The sequence below is a fragment of the Pseudomonas simiae genome (assembly GCF_900111895.1).
Lineage (GTDB): Bacteria > Pseudomonadota > Gammaproteobacteria > Pseudomonadales > Pseudomonadaceae > Aquipseudomonas > Aquipseudomonas simiae.
In genome coordinates this window covers 176,258-191,032 of the sequence record NZ_FOKB01000004.1, presented here as the reverse complement: position 1 = coordinate 191,032, position 14,775 = coordinate 176,258, and the positions used below count along the sequence as shown (strand labels likewise).

13 protein-coding genes are annotated in these 14,775 nt (G+C 59.3%); 4 read left to right on the top strand and 9 right to left on the bottom strand.

Annotated features, from left to right (window positions below; all coding sequences use genetic code 11):
• Position 1: 1 nt before the first annotated feature.
• From fapC to BMZ57_RS14420, 4 genes are all read right to left on the bottom strand, one after another.
• Complete coding sequence (fapC, locus tag BMZ57_RS14435; RefSeq protein ID WP_010210840.1) at positions 2–739, bottom strand: amyloid-like fimbrin subunit FapC; 738 nt, start codon at positions 737–739, stop codon at positions 2–4.
• 67 nt (positions 740–806) lie between these two features.
• Complete coding sequence (gene fapB, locus BMZ57_RS14430; protein ID WP_044287050.1) at positions 807–1,358, bottom strand: fibril amyloid subunit FapB; 552 nt, start codon at positions 1,356–1,358, stop codon at positions 807–809.
• The gene (gene fapA / locus BMZ57_RS14425; RefSeq protein ID WP_021491793.1) at positions 1,358–1,807 is read right to left on the bottom strand and encodes a fibril amyloid chaperone protein FapA; all 450 of its coding nucleotides are present in this window, start codon (positions 1,805–1,807) and stop codon (positions 1,358–1,360) included. The genes fapB and fapA overlap by 1 nt, the downstream gene beginning before the upstream one ends.
• Before the next feature lie 329 nt (positions 1,808–2,136).
• Positions 2,137–3,132, bottom strand: coding sequence for a FecR family protein (locus BMZ57_RS14420; protein WP_044287051.1), 996 nt, complete (start codon positions 3,130–3,132; stop codon positions 2,137–2,139).
• Positions 3,133–3,274: 142 nt separating this feature from the next.
• Between BMZ57_RS14420 and BMZ57_RS14415 the strand changes: the two genes are divergently transcribed.
• Complete coding sequence (locus tag BMZ57_RS14415; RefSeq protein ID WP_010210833.1) at positions 3,275–3,544, top strand: PepSY domain-containing protein; 270 nt, start codon at positions 3,275–3,277, stop codon at positions 3,542–3,544.
• Positions 3,545–3,599: 55 nt separating this feature from the next.
• Here the strand turns inward: BMZ57_RS14415 and BMZ57_RS14410 are convergent, their stop codons facing one another.
• Complete coding sequence (locus BMZ57_RS14410; protein WP_044287052.1) at positions 3,600–8,717, bottom strand: dermonecrotic toxin domain-containing protein; 5,118 nt, start codon at positions 8,715–8,717, stop codon at positions 3,600–3,602.
• 210 nt (positions 8,718–8,927) lie between these two features.
• On the opposite strand from BMZ57_RS14410, the gene BMZ57_RS14405 reads away from it, so the two are divergent.
• A complete protein-coding gene (locus BMZ57_RS14405; RefSeq protein ID WP_042571576.1) occupies positions 8,928–9,965 on the top strand; it encodes an Ldh family oxidoreductase in 1,038 nt (345 codons plus the stop codon).
• Positions 9,966–9,998: 33 nt separating this feature from the next.
• Here the strand turns inward: BMZ57_RS14405 and BMZ57_RS14400 are convergent, their stop codons facing one another.
• Positions 9,999–10,319, bottom strand: a complete 321-nt coding sequence (locus BMZ57_RS14400; RefSeq protein WP_003217958.1) for an ElaB/YgaM/YqjD family protein — start codon at positions 10,317–10,319, stop codon at positions 9,999–10,001.
• Between the two features lie 163 nt (positions 10,320–10,482).
• On the opposite strand from BMZ57_RS14400, the gene BMZ57_RS14395 reads away from it, so the two are divergent.
• Positions 10,483–10,737 carry a hypothetical protein gene (locus BMZ57_RS14395; RefSeq protein ID WP_003190904.1) on the top strand — a complete coding sequence of 85 codons (255 nt, stop codon included), beginning with the start codon at positions 10,483–10,485 and terminating at the stop codon, positions 10,735–10,737.
• Here BMZ57_RS14395 and BMZ57_RS14390 read toward each other — a convergent pair.
• Positions 10,730–11,623 carry a LysR family transcriptional regulator gene (locus tag BMZ57_RS14390; RefSeq protein ID WP_021491789.1) on the bottom strand — a complete coding sequence of 298 codons (894 nt, stop codon included), beginning with the start codon at positions 11,621–11,623 and terminating at the stop codon, positions 10,730–10,732. The genes BMZ57_RS14395 and BMZ57_RS14390 overlap by 8 nt on opposite strands.
• Before the next feature lie 81 nt (positions 11,624–11,704).
• On the opposite strand from BMZ57_RS14390, the gene BMZ57_RS14385 reads away from it, so the two are divergent.
• Positions 11,705–12,631, top strand: coding sequence for a carbon-nitrogen hydrolase family protein (locus BMZ57_RS14385; RefSeq protein ID WP_044287053.1), 927 nt, complete (start codon positions 11,705–11,707; stop codon positions 12,629–12,631).
• Between the two features lie 39 nt (positions 12,632–12,670).
• Here BMZ57_RS14385 and BMZ57_RS14380 read toward each other — a convergent pair whose 3' ends face one another.
• Together BMZ57_RS14380 and BMZ57_RS14375 are read right to left on the bottom strand one after the other, a co-directional pair.
• Positions 12,671–13,132 (bottom strand): LEA/WHy family protein, encoded by a 462-nt coding sequence (locus tag BMZ57_RS14380; RefSeq protein ID WP_010210817.1) that lies wholly within the window; start codon positions 13,130–13,132, stop codon positions 12,671–12,673.
• A gap of 12 nt (positions 13,133–13,144) precedes the next feature.
• Positions 13,145–14,572: a nucleobase:cation symporter-2 family protein gene (locus BMZ57_RS14375; protein ID WP_010210816.1), complete on the bottom strand. Its 1,428-nt coding sequence runs from the start codon at positions 14,570–14,572 to the stop codon at positions 13,145–13,147.
• Positions 14,573–14,775 lie beyond the last annotated feature (203 nt).

The following is a 14,775-nucleotide window of genomic DNA, read 5'->3' as shown; positions in this document are numbered from 1 at the left end:
ATCAGAAGCGCACGCCGCTGGTGCAAACGGTGCAACCTTGACCGATCGACAGGCTGTTGCTGCCTTGGTTGCCGGCACCGGATTGCAGGTTTACACCTGTGTTGCCGGAGTTGCGGTTAACCGAGTTGTTGAGGCTGGAGTTGTTCGATACGTACTGAGGTTTGCCATAATGGCCATACCCGGAAGTAGCGGTGTTGAGGTAGCTGTTGGCGAGCGAGTTTTGCTCGGTGTTGGCGGCCGCTGCGATGTTTTTGCCATCAGCGGTGGTGATTGCCAGGTTGTTTTTACCTTGGTTGCCTTGACCGGCTTGGCCGTTGTAACCGACGTTACCGGAGTTGCCGTTAACCGAGTTGTCCAGGGAGGCATTGTTTTGCGTGCCTTTGTTAACGAAGTTGTTCAGACCGCTGTTTTGATTCACATCGACCACGGCGAACACGCTTGCATAGTCACCTTTGGCACTGGAGATGGCGCCAGAGTTGTCTGCCTGGTTGCCACTGCCAGCCTGAGCGTTCACACCGGTGTTACCGCTGTTGCTATTAACCGAATCATCGGCAGAGGCGTTGTTTTCGGTGTTGGTGTCGTCGAAGCGGTTGCCTGCGCTGTTTTGTACGTCTGTGACGACAGAGGCAACAACACCGGTTGGTTGAGGCGCAGGGTGCCAGCCATTTGCTTGAGCAGCAGCAGCCATGAGTGCGGCGAGAGCGAAAACCAGTGGTTTCAGAGCCATTTGAGGTTTCATGGTGTTTCTCCTTGCTTCTAATTAGTTGGTTAAGTGTTGGTACGGTCTAACGTGTGCTACCAAGCTGTTACTTGATAGTGATGCCCAAGGTGTTAGCCACTCGGTTCCCCACCCCGGCACTCTGGTTCACCTGAATCACTCCTCGGCTGCCGGTGAAGGCCTGGTCGCTTGTCACGACCTGGCGGCTGCCAGTGGTGGGGGTGAGCCCTGAGTCGGTTGCCAGCGTCGTCGTGTTCTGTTGCAACAGGACGCTGTCGTCGATGCTTTGCGGGCCAGGGTTGAGGCTGATCCGCACGGCATTGATTGATTGGTTATTGGCCCCGGCCGACTGGTTGATGCCCAGCATGCCGTTGCCATTGGTAAAAGAAGTGCCCTCGATCGTCGCCTTGGCGCTCAGGGCGGAGTCGACCTTGCCATCCATATTCTGGACAGTGCGGGTGGAGGCCTGGCCCCCGAGCGCTACGGCGCGATTGTTGGCCGATTGCTGTTGGTTGCCCGCCGCCTGATTGATCATCACGTTGCCGACATAGTCTTTGCCGCTGTTGTTGATCACCGCAGTGTTGTCGGCCATGGCCGCGGCGCTGCCCAGCAGGGCCAGAATGAGCAACGAACGGTTCATTATTTGCCCCCCATCATGCTGCCGATGTTGTTCAGGGGCGCCATGCCACGCTGGATCGAGTCGCTGATCTGCCCGCCCATGCTGCTGCCCGCACCATGACCGGCTGCCGAGCCGGCACCCAGGGTCGACATGCCGTTTTGGGTGGCGGTCAAGTGGTTCAGGTTGCTGGTGGACTGAATCGAGCGGGCAATGCTTGAGCCGCTGCTGATGCCGCCAATCGCCGAATCACTGAGTTCGCCGGTGGCGCTGATGATGTCCCGGCTTGGATTTGCGTTAGCCGTGGTTGGGTAGGGGTCTTTGCCGAATGAAGGTCGACCGTACATGTGCCCTTGTACGTCGCGGCCCGTCACAATAACGCCGTCACCCGCAAAGCTCGGAACACTGATGCCGGCACTGAGTAAACAGCTGATCAGCAATACGTTCAGCGACGCTTGATTGAGTGTGATCACGGCGGTCTTCCTTATGCTTCGCGCTGACCCTAAACAGCGCTGTAAGGGATAGAGCAGAAGCCGTGCCGCTTTCTATTTGTCTTGATTATTCATGGGGTTAGGTTTTTTGTGGGGCAAAGTGATGTCACGGCTGTTTCATCCGTGAGACAGCGCCAAGTGGAACCCTTGCACTTCTGTCATCGCACAAACGTTTCATCCCGCTGTATCAGTGTTGAAACACTGTCCATGACAAAACCATGAATCCGCTCCGCACGGGCGATTCAGGCCGACAGTGTGTTAAAAAAACGGACACTCCACGCGCACAGAACCCTGTGCCTGTAGGCAATGGCTCAGCCTTTCGGTGCTTTACGCGGGATGGAATTGAGTACGGGGTTGCCGTCCTGGTTCTGGGTCAGGTAGACCGGCAGAACCTTGGGCAGGGAGGGAACGAGGTTGTTGACCTCGTTGATGTTGTAGATGCCGCCGATGCGGATCGTGCCGGTGTTGGCGTCGGCGAGCATCACCGGTTTGCTCAGGTAGCGGTTGATCAGCGGTAGCGCGTCGGCCAGGGCCAGGTTGTCGAGGATCAGCTTGCCCTGGCGCCAGGCCAGCGCCGTGTCGTTGGGACTCATCGTCCTTACGCGCGGCGTGGCATCGCCGTGTTGGTAGTTGGCCTGCATGCCGGGGGTCAGTGGCACGCTGCCATGCACTTTGTCGCTGGAGATCTGCACCGAGCCTTCGAGCAGCGTCACGCGCACCTGGTCTTCATACTTCCACACGTTGAACTGAGTGCCCGTGACCCGCACCTGGCCTTCGCCGGCGTGCACGATAAACGGATGCGCGGTGTCATGACTGACCTTGAAGAACGCTTCGCCTTTCTTCAGCGTTACGCGGCGCTGGTCTTTGTAATTGCTATAGACCAATTGGGTGCCCAGGTTGAGTTCCACCTGGCTGCCATCCCCGAGCGTCACCTGGCGCAGGCCATGGGTGGCATCAAAGCGTTCATAGGAACTGGGCAGCCATCCCGCTTCCCAGCCGGTAAAGGCCGCCAGGGGCAGGGCGACCAGACAGATCGCGGCCGCTACCGCATAGGTGCGCAGGCGACGACGGGGCTTGAAGGGCACCACCGTTGTCGTGGGTTCATTGCGTGGCAGGTGGTCGGCGACGTCCCAGATTTCCAGCATGGCCGCGTACTCGAAAGCATGCAGCGGGTGGGCATCGTGCCATTGTTCAAAAGCCTGACGTTCACTCGCGGTGCAATCAACCGCGTGCAGGCGCATGCACCAATGCGCGGCAGCGTCGGTGATGGCGTCGTATTCGGCTTCTGAAAGGGACTTTTCGGTCATTGACTCATCCTGATTTCCCACATTCTAACCTCCGCAGGCCGGTGGCGAGAACAGCCGTCATGGCGATTGCACATCAATTGGAACTTATTCTTGTTTGAGAGCGCCTAAAAAATTCAGGACATTCCCACAATGGAGAACGAATATGCTGAAGAAAACCTTAGTCGCTGTGTGCGCAACCACTGCACTGCTCAGTGCTGGCGCAGCCCTGGCGGATAAACCGGGGGCGGGCTGGATTACCATTGAAAAGGCTATTGAAGTCGCCAAGACCAAGGCCGGTTATGTCGAGGTTTACGCGGCCGAAGCCGATGACAATGGCTATTGGGAAGTCAAAGGGCGCAAGTCCGACGGCACAGTCTATGAAGCGCGTATTGATGGCGCGTCGGGCAATGTTCTGCGCGATCAGAAAGACTGACGCTGCCCGCCGGGAGCCCGTTCGGGCTCCCAGCTCCAATGGGGCGCCGGAACATTTAACGCGTACCCTGTTCAGGGTCGAGTGCGCGCCCCATTTCACAAATAAGCCTGGCAACGGAGTCGGCGTTGCGCAGAATCGTGTCAATGCGTTTGTCGGCTGATGCGGTATCTAAAAATGCTCTACGTGCCTCATCAATGCTCGTGCTGGCTGTGGTTTCCAGGATTGCCTTGGCGGCTAGATCTTCCGAGTTGGAAGCGTCCATGGTGACCCAATTACCGGAGTTGCCGGAGGTGCCAGAGCTCCCGGACCTAGGGTACCAACGCGAGAACAGCTGATTAAACGGCGTGCGCAGTGACAGAACGTTGTGCTGAAAGGCTTGCAACAGTGTGTGTTCGAACCTGCCTCTTTGATTCGTGGTGTCAATCAGGTCCGCGAAGGGCCGACGCGCCTCTATGTAGGTGATATCTTCGGCGCGCGCGTAGAGATGGGCGAACTCGTGAATCAGTGTGGCCGCTCGCGCATGGCCGTCAATGTTGAAGGGTTCGGTCAACAGAGTGATGTACTTGTGCCGGAGTTGTTGATCAAAAAACAGCTCGGTAAAGAACACTTGGTTTTTTCTGTCGCCGGAGACAGTGAACGCGATCACCCTTTGCGAGGGATTTCTGTTCGCCCCGACCACAAAACGTGAGGTGTCCCACCCGTCGAGGTCCGGGTCTACCAAGGCTTTGCACAGCGGGGTGATGGCATCATGCACTTTCTTCAGGAGGCCAGCATCAACGTTTTTGACGTCAAACAGCCGCTTCAGGAAGTCATCAAGGCGTGTGCCTGGCGTCAGGCGTCGGAGTTGAACCAGGTTATGCATCGCGCGCAATGCGTAGAGGCGTGCGATGTCCAGGGCCTCGATAATCTGCTGGGCCTTGATCGGGTAGATTCGGCGAATTTCATCCATGCCAGTCGCTTCGATATTCATGTCAAGCGAGGCGTTCAAACGCGTCACATAATGATTACCCAGCCGCGTGATCGCTTGGCCGTATTGCAGCGGGTGATAATGCGGGGCCAGCACCTGTTGCTGCCGAGGGGTACGGGATAGCAGCGGGCCGTCACTGTTGGTGGACAGGCCGGCGATCCTCAGTTGTGGGCTATTTTTGATCGAGTAAACCTTGCCCTCCACGGCACCGTAGAGCGACCTGCCGTCGGCAGCAGCGTAGAGGCCGGTTTCCGCCTGTTTTTTCAAATCTATCAACGCCACTTGGCTGGTTTCGTAGGTTTGCAGGCGTGTGCGCCTGGGGTCGGTCACGTCGATGTCCTTGACGGTCGGCGCGACGACTGTGTCGGAGGGGCTCAAATCGCGTTCGTTCACTTCTTTGTAGACAGGGGGAGCTGCTTTGGGAGCTGGCGTGCGCATCAGCCGCTCCAGCCTTGCCATTGTTGCAACACCAAGAATGAATGAGCGCAGTGCATCCTGCCAATGATGCTGTTGCAGTGCCTCGGCAGAGTCTTTGAACAGTTTATAGCTCTGCCAGATCACCACCGGTATCTGCAGCGTTCCTGGCAAGAATTGCGCGACGATCCGCACGCCGCCGCTCAAGAGGCTTTTGACGGTGCCCCATAAACCCGCGCCATCGGGGTCCTGCTGGTGTTTCAGCATCCGCCCCATCACCACTTGGTTGTCCTGATAGAGCTGCTTGATGGCGTGACCTCTTATTGGGTGATTGGCCAAGGTGATGTCGGAGGTGGCACCTGCTGTGCTGATCAGCAAATTTTTATACGTCGTCTTATCTGCGCCTTCCAGGTGGGCGATGATCCAGTCCTGCAGCATGCCTGGGGCATTCAGGTGGAGGAGAAACTGCGCCTGGTGCTCGAACTCCATGAAGCACTGCCCTGGGTAGTAAGGCGCATAGAGAATCAACGGCCCAGTAGCACCGGCACCCATCACGTAAAGACCCAGTGCCTTGACGATTCTGGCGCCAGGTGTGGCAATCATCTCAAGGGGCCGAATACTTGCCGTGGCGCCCGAAATCGTGGCTCGGGCGACGGCGTCCGGCATGTCGAAGACCTGACGAATCAGGTTGTAGCCAGCCTCCGATAACCGCTCCTGCAGTTTCAGCGCATGGGCCTGTTGCAACAGTTGCCAGGGTAATTGCCGGATAAAACGCTGCTCACGCTCCAGTGCACCTGGTTGCCCTGAGGCTAGTTTCTCTTTCAGGTAGTCCTGAGTGGCCTGGGCGATGTTCAATTTAAGCAGGAGTGGCCGGATCGTTGATTCGGTCAGTTGGGTTACCGCCGACTCCACAGTGAAGGCACTCGCCTGCTCATTGATGTGGGCCAAGGCGTAATCGGTGAGGTTCTGTCGTTGACCACCCATGGCAAGCCGTGGCGTGATAAACACGTCTTCCGGGTCAACAGAATAGTCCACCAGCATCTCGTTCAGCGTGTCGTGAACCCGCTGGCGTAGCGAGGAACACTCATACAGATAGTCTTTTTGATCCAGGGTGTTGAGCCGATATTGCTCAAGTAACTCAGCATGGTGCTGCTGTTCAGCAGGGCTCGCCATGCCGAGCCAAGCGGGTAGTGAGCGTTGTGCCATAAAATGATGGGCGAGCTGTGCAGCCCCCCCAAGGACAGGGGTAGGCAGTACCGCCATAAGATTTAACAGTGCTTTGCCATTTGGCTTCTGTGCCAACCAATGGGCCCTTTGTGCGATGTAGTGGTCGATCCAGGACTGCTGGCGATTTTCGCTGATCGGTTCGGTGATCAGCCAGAATGCCCCCAAGCTGTAGTTGGCATGCGGCTGGCGTTGGCGCGGGTCCAGGTTTTCCAACAGTGCCAAGCACGCGCAGGGGTCGCTCAGGCGCACCTCAAGCTGCTGTTTTGCCACGGAGGGAGAAACGAAACTTTCCAGGCCCCAGGCCGGTGTCCAGAGAATGGCGCGACCCGAATGCTGGTGATCAAGTCCACCGCGCTCGGTGATCATCAGGCAATTGGCCAGGCTGTGCCGCAGTGCTTCTTCATCGCGTTGGACGGTGATGCGATAGACATCGGGGATAAACCCTTCCAGGTCTTCCCGTCGACGACGGTCAGGGTTGAACGGGTCAAACACGGCTTGAATGATGGCCTCATCCCTGGCGTCCAGGGTCTTGTTAAGACGTCGCAGATAGGCCTGGTGGCGTATCGCGTTGGACATCATGACCCCCATCTGCGGTAGCAGGTCCTGAAGGTGTTTACGGGGGGCGTCGTGGATGCCCTGCTCTTTGTAGTGGGCCAACACCTGATTGACGATCCGATTGAGCGACCTCACGTCCACATGAGTCAGTTGTTGCCCATAAGCGGTGTGGTCTGGCTTGTAAACGCCGTAATGGCGGGTTTCAGGGACCGGGCCAGCCCCTTCGGCCAGACGTGCGGCGAAATGGTCCGCCAGGCTTTGGCTGTCCAGTGGCAGCACAAGGGGGTAGGGGGGCGCATCGTCGGTGTAGCGATTGATGTACACCCGTTCAGGGTCGACTGCCTGCCGCTCGCGGCTCGACAAGGCTTCGGCCAGCGGGGCGGTGATCGACGGCAGTGGTTTGACCAGGTTCTCCAGCGCGTCGGGGATATCAATCAACTGTTTATGCGCCTGCTCCGCTCGTTTAGCGGCGACCGAAATGGGCCGAAGCGGGTCGGCCAACACTGAGTGGGTGGTCCAGCGGTGCGCAGTGTCCAGCGTCAAGAGCTTGTCATCGATCATGAAGCGCACGTCCATGGCATGATCCAGCAACGCCGAGAGGTTGATATCGCCGCGTTCGCGTCGGAATTGGCCGAGCACGTAGATCAGGTTCTGTTTCTGTTTGTCGATGATGCCCTCCATCAGGTGTTCAAACACGTTGCCGACGATGAGGTTGCCGCTGACCGACGGTTGGTTGAAACCGATAAACCACAGGCGCTCCTCCAGGGACAGAGCGTTGTAGACATCATCTTCATAGGCCGGGGCCTTAACCATTGCCTTCAGGGTATGAATCAGATCGTCGTGATCGGCCAGTACCTGCAGCCCCTTGGGCGGCGAATAAAACCAGGTCTGCACATCGCTGATCATCACCGAATTGGTCAGTTCGACGAAGTGAGACGCGCGCTCCCAGAACCTCACCGTCTCGACACGTAATCCGTCACTGGCTTGGGAGCGCGGCGCGCCGTCCGGAAGGTAAAGCGCGGCCAGTTTATCGGCGTGTTCAGGCGTAATGATTTCACTCTGGCGTTTGAACAGTAGGTCGATCCGAGCCTTGTGCGCCATGGTGTGTGCCAGGAATTCACGGCGTGAGGTGCCGTTTGGCGACTCTGTGTTCCAAAACGTCTCAAGGGTATTCTGCAAGAACGACGACAATTGTTCTGATGCCTGCTTCAGGCCATCTTCCCAGCGGGTTGCGTTGTTGGCGGCGGTGATGGCGTAGGGATGGGAGTACTCGCGGGTCTGCCCCGCCGGCCAGGCTTGCTGACGGTAAAGCATCAGGAGCGCCTCGCTGATCGACAGCGAATTGACCCACTGCCGTGGCTTCCCTTCGGTGGATAGCAATTTGAACAAGTTGATTCGGGTTTGGCTGGGCTCAAGCCCGGGGAAGAGTGGGTGGAAGACCGACCTGAGCAGCGACTGGAGCATCATGTCGAGGCTGGGCAATTTCACCAGCTCGGCGAGCACGGCTTGCAGGTTGAGCGTTTGCTGCTGCTCCACGGCTTTTCTCTGCTGGTCAAATACATCGCCCTCAATATCCACTGGTGTCAGCACCAGAGGGGATGACAGCTTCAATCCCGAACGCGTGCCCAGCGCAATGAACTGCAAGAGCTCATCGGCTTTGGCCGGCGTCTTGAGGCGTTCAGTCAACTCACTTAGCAACAGAGTCCGACTGTCGAATTTTTCCAGCCCGCCATAGGGCGTGTACAGAAAGGCGCGGGTGTAGGTGCCTGTTGAACTCATCATGAAACTGCCCACCAGTTCCTGCTCGGTCGGGCTGTTTTTGTTCAGCCAAAGCGTCTGGGCGATCATGGGGGGCACCTGCTTGCCCCGTACCTCATGGCTGCTCAAAGGCAGATTGCGCAAGAACCCCCTGTCGTTGGCATCAATGCCAAAGTGTCGTTCGCGATCGCGTTCCTTCCAGACCGAACGCAGGACTTCAGGAAAAAAGTAAGGCGGTTGTACCTGACTCATAGGGTGGACCCTCAAAGGTGCGGAGGCGGTGCGAATAGCCCGTCCGGGACGTCGTGAGCCTAGAGTCGTGGTACGCGGGTTCGGCAGTAGATATGTCTGATGCGCCGGGCTGCTTGTCGTGGTCGACAGTCACGCGCGAAACACTGTTTAATCGTGACTGCCGATTGTTCGTACGCAGTGCCCCTTCCAATAATTAAACGGGAGCTACCGATGTCTGCATCGCCTTTGGATCACGCCCCTTCAACCACGCACCTGAGCTATGAGGCCTTGACGCTGCTGTTGCAGCGCATCTTTACCCGGCAGGGCACGTCTGAATCGGTGGCTCAGGTACTGGCCGAAAACTGCGCCAGTGCCGAACGCGACGGGGCCCATAGCCACGGGGTGTTTCGCGTGCCCGGCTACGTCTCGACGTTGAACAGCGGCTGGGTTGACGGCAAGGCGGTGCCCATCGTTGAAGACGTCGCCAGCGGCTTTGTGCGGGTGGATGCGGTGAATGGTTTTGCCCAGCCGGCGCTGGCAGCTGCCCGCTCACTGTTGGTGGACAAGGCCCGCAGTGCCGGCATTGCGCTGCTGGCCATTCACAACTCCCACCACTTTGCGGCGCTGTGGCCCGACGTCGAACCCTTTGCCGAAGAAGGGCTGGTGGCGCTGAGTGTGGTCAACAGCATGACCTGTGTGGTGCCCCATGGCGCCGACCGGCCGTTGTTCGGCACCAACCCGATTGCGTTCGCTGCACCACGGGCGGACGGCCCTCCCATTGTGTTTGACCTGGCCACCAGCGCCATCGCCCACGGCGACGTGCAAATTGCCGCGCGCAAAGGTGAGCGCCTGCCGCCGGGCATGGGCGTCGACAGCCTGGGTCAGCCGACCCAGGACCCCAAGGCCATTCTTGAAGGCGGTGCGCTGTTGCCGTTTGGCGGGCACAAGGGCTCGGCGCTGTCGATGATGGTCGAGTTGCTGGCCGCCGCGTTGACGGGCGGTAACTTCTCGTTCGAGTTCAATTGGTCGGATCATCCAGGTGCGCGCACGCCATGGACGGGCCAGCTGGTGATTTTGATCGACCCGAGTAAAACCACCGGGCAAAACTTTGCCGAGCGCAGCCAGGAGCTGGTGCGGCAGATGCATGCGGCGGGGTTGCGGCGCTTGCCGGGGGACCGGCGTCATCGCTCGCGGGCGAAGTCGCAGGAAATCGGTATAGAGATTAACGCGCAGGATTTAAAGCAGTTGCAGGAATTGGCCGAAGATTGACGGGGGCTGCGCCAGCAGCGCAGCCCCCGTTGCTCAGTTACGGCGACCGAGCAGCAGGCCCACCACCAGGCCGAAACCGGCGCTGATCGCCACGGTCTGCCATGGGTGGCCACCGATGTAGGTCTCGGTGGCATCGACCACCGGCTTGCTGCGCTCGCGCACATTGGACACCGAGTCCAGGGCTTGTTTGAGCTTGATGGCGACCTGCTCACGCAGGGTTTCACCTTCTTCGCCTACCAGGGAGGCGCTGCTTTTGAGCAGTTTGTCCGATTCTTCGATCAACGCGGTCAGTTCGCTGAAGGCTTGATCCTTGATTTGGTCTTCGACAGCTTGGGCAGCGGATTTGCGGGCCATTGTGTGACTCCTTGCGGGTGAATGGGACAGTGATCAATGGAGTGCCGGGCGATGGCAAAAGTTGCAGTTTTTTTGCTTAGGCCCGGCCTTGAGCAAAATCCGAATCTGGAATATTCGACCTACAGTGTAAGATGTCGCCTATTTGTGCAGCAGGTAATTCAACATGAGCTTCAATCTCGCCAACAAGACCCTCGCCGAACGCGCCGAGCTGGAAGATGAAAAGTCGCGTCTCTACGACCTGTGGCAAACCAATCTGGGCAAGGCCAAGGGCGAGGCCGCGCGTTTGTTCGGCGAGCGCGCCAAGCGTAAGGGCAAGTGGGCCGAGTGGGTGCGCGCCGAACTCGACGGCATGTCGCCGCCGGAGTTTTCGAACATGGTGCGCAGCGAAGTCAACAAGCTGATGGCCGCGGCTAAGTAAAACTCGCCACAATCGCTTCACGCACTTTCAGCAACAGCGGATCAAGCTGCGCCTGGGTACGCCAGCCCAGTTCCACCGGGTAGCGCGGCAAGGCCAGCGGGCAGGGCAGCACGCGCAGGCCGGTCATCTGCGCGATGGCCTGTGCCGCATGCCCAGGAATGGTCGCCACCGCCTGACTGCCCTTGAGCAGAAAGGGCAGCGCGGCGAAGTGGCTGGTGGACGCACATACCTGGCGGCTCAGCCCCAGCGCCGCCAAGCCCTCGTCAGTAATCCCGATAAACCCGCCGGATGACACCAGCACATGCTCGCGTGTGACGAATTCCTCCAGGCTGATGCTGGCTTGGTCCGAATCCACCAGACAGCGGTAATCGCCTTCTCCCAGTACTTGGCGACTCAGCCGGCCCTGAGCAAAGCCACCGGCTGTGATAGCAAGATCCAGGGTGCGGTCGAGGAGGGCGCCCGCGACGATCTGGCTATGTGTCTGACGGAAAATCACCCGCAGCCTGGGCGCCCGTTGTGCGATGGCCTCGATCAGCCGGCGGCCGTACGCAATTTCGAAATCATCGGATAAACCCAACACCACTGACCGACCCTGATAGTGCTGATTGTCCGGATCAACCATGGCCAGGCTCTGCCGGCAGCGTTCCAGTGCTTCACTGATTACCGGTTTCAGTTGATTGGCCCGCAAGGTCGGCGCCAGGCCACGCCCGGTGCGCACGAACAATTGATCACCATACACCTCGCGCAAGCGCCGCAAGCCTGCGCTGACGGCCGATTGCGTCACGCCCAGGCGCAAGGCGGCGCGGCTGGCGCTGGACTCGTCATGCAGGGCTTCGAAGGTTTTCAGTAGGTTCAGATCGACCTGGGCGATATTGATTTGGCTCATATCATTCAGCACTGAAGTGGGCTTTATTCATGATCGAGGCTGACGGGAGAATGGGCAACCCCTTTATCTGGAGTGAATGCGATGCCTGTTTCTACTGTGGCGGCCCTGCAAATCGGATCCCTGCCTGGCGGCAAGGGCGAAACCCTGGCGCAGATCCTCAGTTATGAGGACGAGATCCTGCGCAGCGGTGCGCAATTGGTGGTAATGCCCGAGGCGCTGCTGGGTGGCTATCCCAAAGGTGAGGCATTCGGCACGCAGCTGGGTTATCGGCTGCCGGAAGGTCGCGAAGCCTTCGCGCGTTATTTTGATAATGCGATCGATGTGCCAGGCCCTGAAACGCAGGCGCTGGCAGGCCTGTCGGCGCGCACTGGCGCCAGCCTCGTTCTCGGTGTGATCGAGCGCAGCGGTAGCACGCTGTATTGCACGGTGCTGTATTTCGAACCGGCGGGCGGTCTGGTGGCCAAGCACCGCAAGTTGATGCCTACCGGCACCGAGCGGCTTATCTGGGGCAAGGGCGACGGCTCTACCCTGCCGGTGATCGATACGGCAGTGGGACGTGTCGGCGGCGCGGTGTGCTGGGAAAACATGATGCCGCTGCTGCGTACGGCGATGTACGCCAAGGGTGTGGAGGTCTGGTGCGCGCCGACGGTGGACGAGCGCGAGATGTGGCAGGTGAGCATGCGCCATGTGGCCCATGAGGGACGTTGCTTTGTGGTGAGCGCGTGCCAGGTGCAGGCGTCGCCCGAGGCGCTGGGGATTCAGGTGGCGAACTGGCCGGCCGAGCGTGCGTTGATTGCAGGTGGCAGTGTGATTGTCGGGCCCATGGGTGACATTCTGGCAGGGCCGCTGCTTGGAGAAGCCGGGCTGCTGACGGCGCAAATCAACACGGATGATTTGGTGCGTGCGCGGTATGACTATGACGTGGTGGGGCACTACGCCCGGCCGGATGTTTTCGAACTTGTGGTGGATGAGCGCGCCAAGCCAGGCGTGCGCTACATCACCGACTAAAACGCAATCGTTCGGTGTGCAGCGTCGGTTGCATGGCGGTCACCAGGTGGCCGTGTTGGGCATGTCCAACGTACCACGGTCGACAAAGCGCATCGTGCCGAACAGTCCACCCGCCAGTTTGCCGCGCAACACGTAGGGCAGGTTGTTCAAACTCTGGGTCTGGCTCAGGCCCAGGGTCTGGCGCAAGACAGAAAACGCCGAAACACTGACCGGCACCGTCAGAACCGTCTCGGAAAAGCGTGGGATGGATCCGCTTTGATCACTCACCCCTGACGCCAGCGGCCGGCCATTGACCTCCAGGTCCAGGGCCACGCCGTTGTAGTCGATCGCCGTATCATTAGGGTTCTGCACCCGCAGTTTCACGGCGAATCGCACTTCCAGGTCCTGGCTTTGCAGGGGCTCGATACCCACCACGTTGATGTTCACCGGGTCGCGGTTGGGGAACAGCGCGCAGGCGCTCAGGGTCAGTAGCAACAGCGATAGAACCATGAGCTTGCGCATTGATAAGTGCTCCTATTTCGTGACGTCCGGGTCCTGCATCACTTTAAGGGTCGAAGACTCCGGATCAAATTCATCTTCTTCCAGCTCTATGAACTCTTCCGGCAGGAAAATGTTCAGCAGGATTGCACAGAAAGCCCCCACGGTGATCGGCGATTCGAAGATGTTGTGCAGCGCCTTGGGCAAGTCACGCAGCACTTCCGGCACGGCGGCCACGCCCAGGCCCATGCCCAGGGAAATCGCCACGATCAGCACATTGCGCCGGTGCAGCCCGGCTTCGGCGAGGATCTTGATGCCGGCCACGGCCACGGTGCCGAACATGATCAGCGTGGCGCCGCCCAACACCGGCTTGGGCATCAATTGCAGCACCGCGCCGATCATCGGGAACAGCCCCAGCAGCACCAGCAGCCCGGCGATGAAGTACGCCACGTAGCGGCTGGCCACGCCGGTCAACTGAATCACCCCGTTGTTCTGGGCGAAGGTCACCATCGGCAGGCTGTTGAAGGTGGCCGCCATCGCCGAGTTGAGGCCGTCGGCCAGCAGGCCGGACTTGATGCGCTTGATATACAGCGGGCCCTTGACCGGCTGCTGGGAAATCATCGAATTGGCGGTCAGGTCACCGGCCGCTTCCAAGGGCGATATCAGGAAGATCACCGCCACCGGGATAAACGCCACCCAGTCGAACGAGAAACCGTATTTGAACGGCACCGGCACACTGATCAACGGCACCTGAGGCAGTGCCGCCATGTCCACACGCCCCATCAGCCAGGCCACCACAAAGCCCAGGGTCAGGCCGATCACGATGGAGCCCAGGCGCAGGAACGGGTTGTTGAAACGGTTGAGCACCACGATAGTCAGCAGTACCAGCGCAGCCAGGCCCATATTACTGGCCGCGCCGAGGTCGCTGGCGCCGAAACCGCCAGCCATGTCAGTGACTGCGACTTTGATCAGCGACAAGCCCATCAAGGTAATGATGGTGCCGGTGACCACCGGGGTGATCAGCTTGCGCAGCTTGCCGATGAACTGGCTCAGCACCACCTCGATAAACGCGGCGAAGAAGCAGATGCCAAAGATCGTCGAGAGGATCTCATCGGTGCCGCCGCCCCGGGCCTTGACCATGAAGCCCGCGCTGAGAATTACGCTGATGAAGGAAAAACTGGTGCCCTGCAGGCACAACAGCCCCGAGCCGATCGGGCCGAACGTGCGCGCCTGCACAAAGGTGCCGAGCCCCGACACAAACAGCGCCATGCTCACCAGGTACGGCACTTCGCTTTCCAGGCCCAGCACGCCACCGACGATCAGCGTGGGGGTGATGATTCCGACGAAACTCGCCAGCACGTGCTGCAACGCGGCAAAAATCGCCGCGGTGAAGTGCGGGCGGTCTTCCAGGCCGTAGATCAGGTCGGATTTATAGCGCGGGCGGGGGGCTTGAGCGTCAGACAAAATACGGGCTCGGGTCAGAAAATGGAGGCGCAGGATGCCAGAAAGCGCCGGTCGTCAGAAGTGTAAAAAAATATTTATGAATGACCTGCGGGAAACCCCAGGCCCTGCCGATATCGAGGATAGGCCCACATACCAACGACAACAGTGGTGACCACAGGTCGGAACGGCGCGTTGACGCCGACTGATCGTTTCGCAGCAGGGAC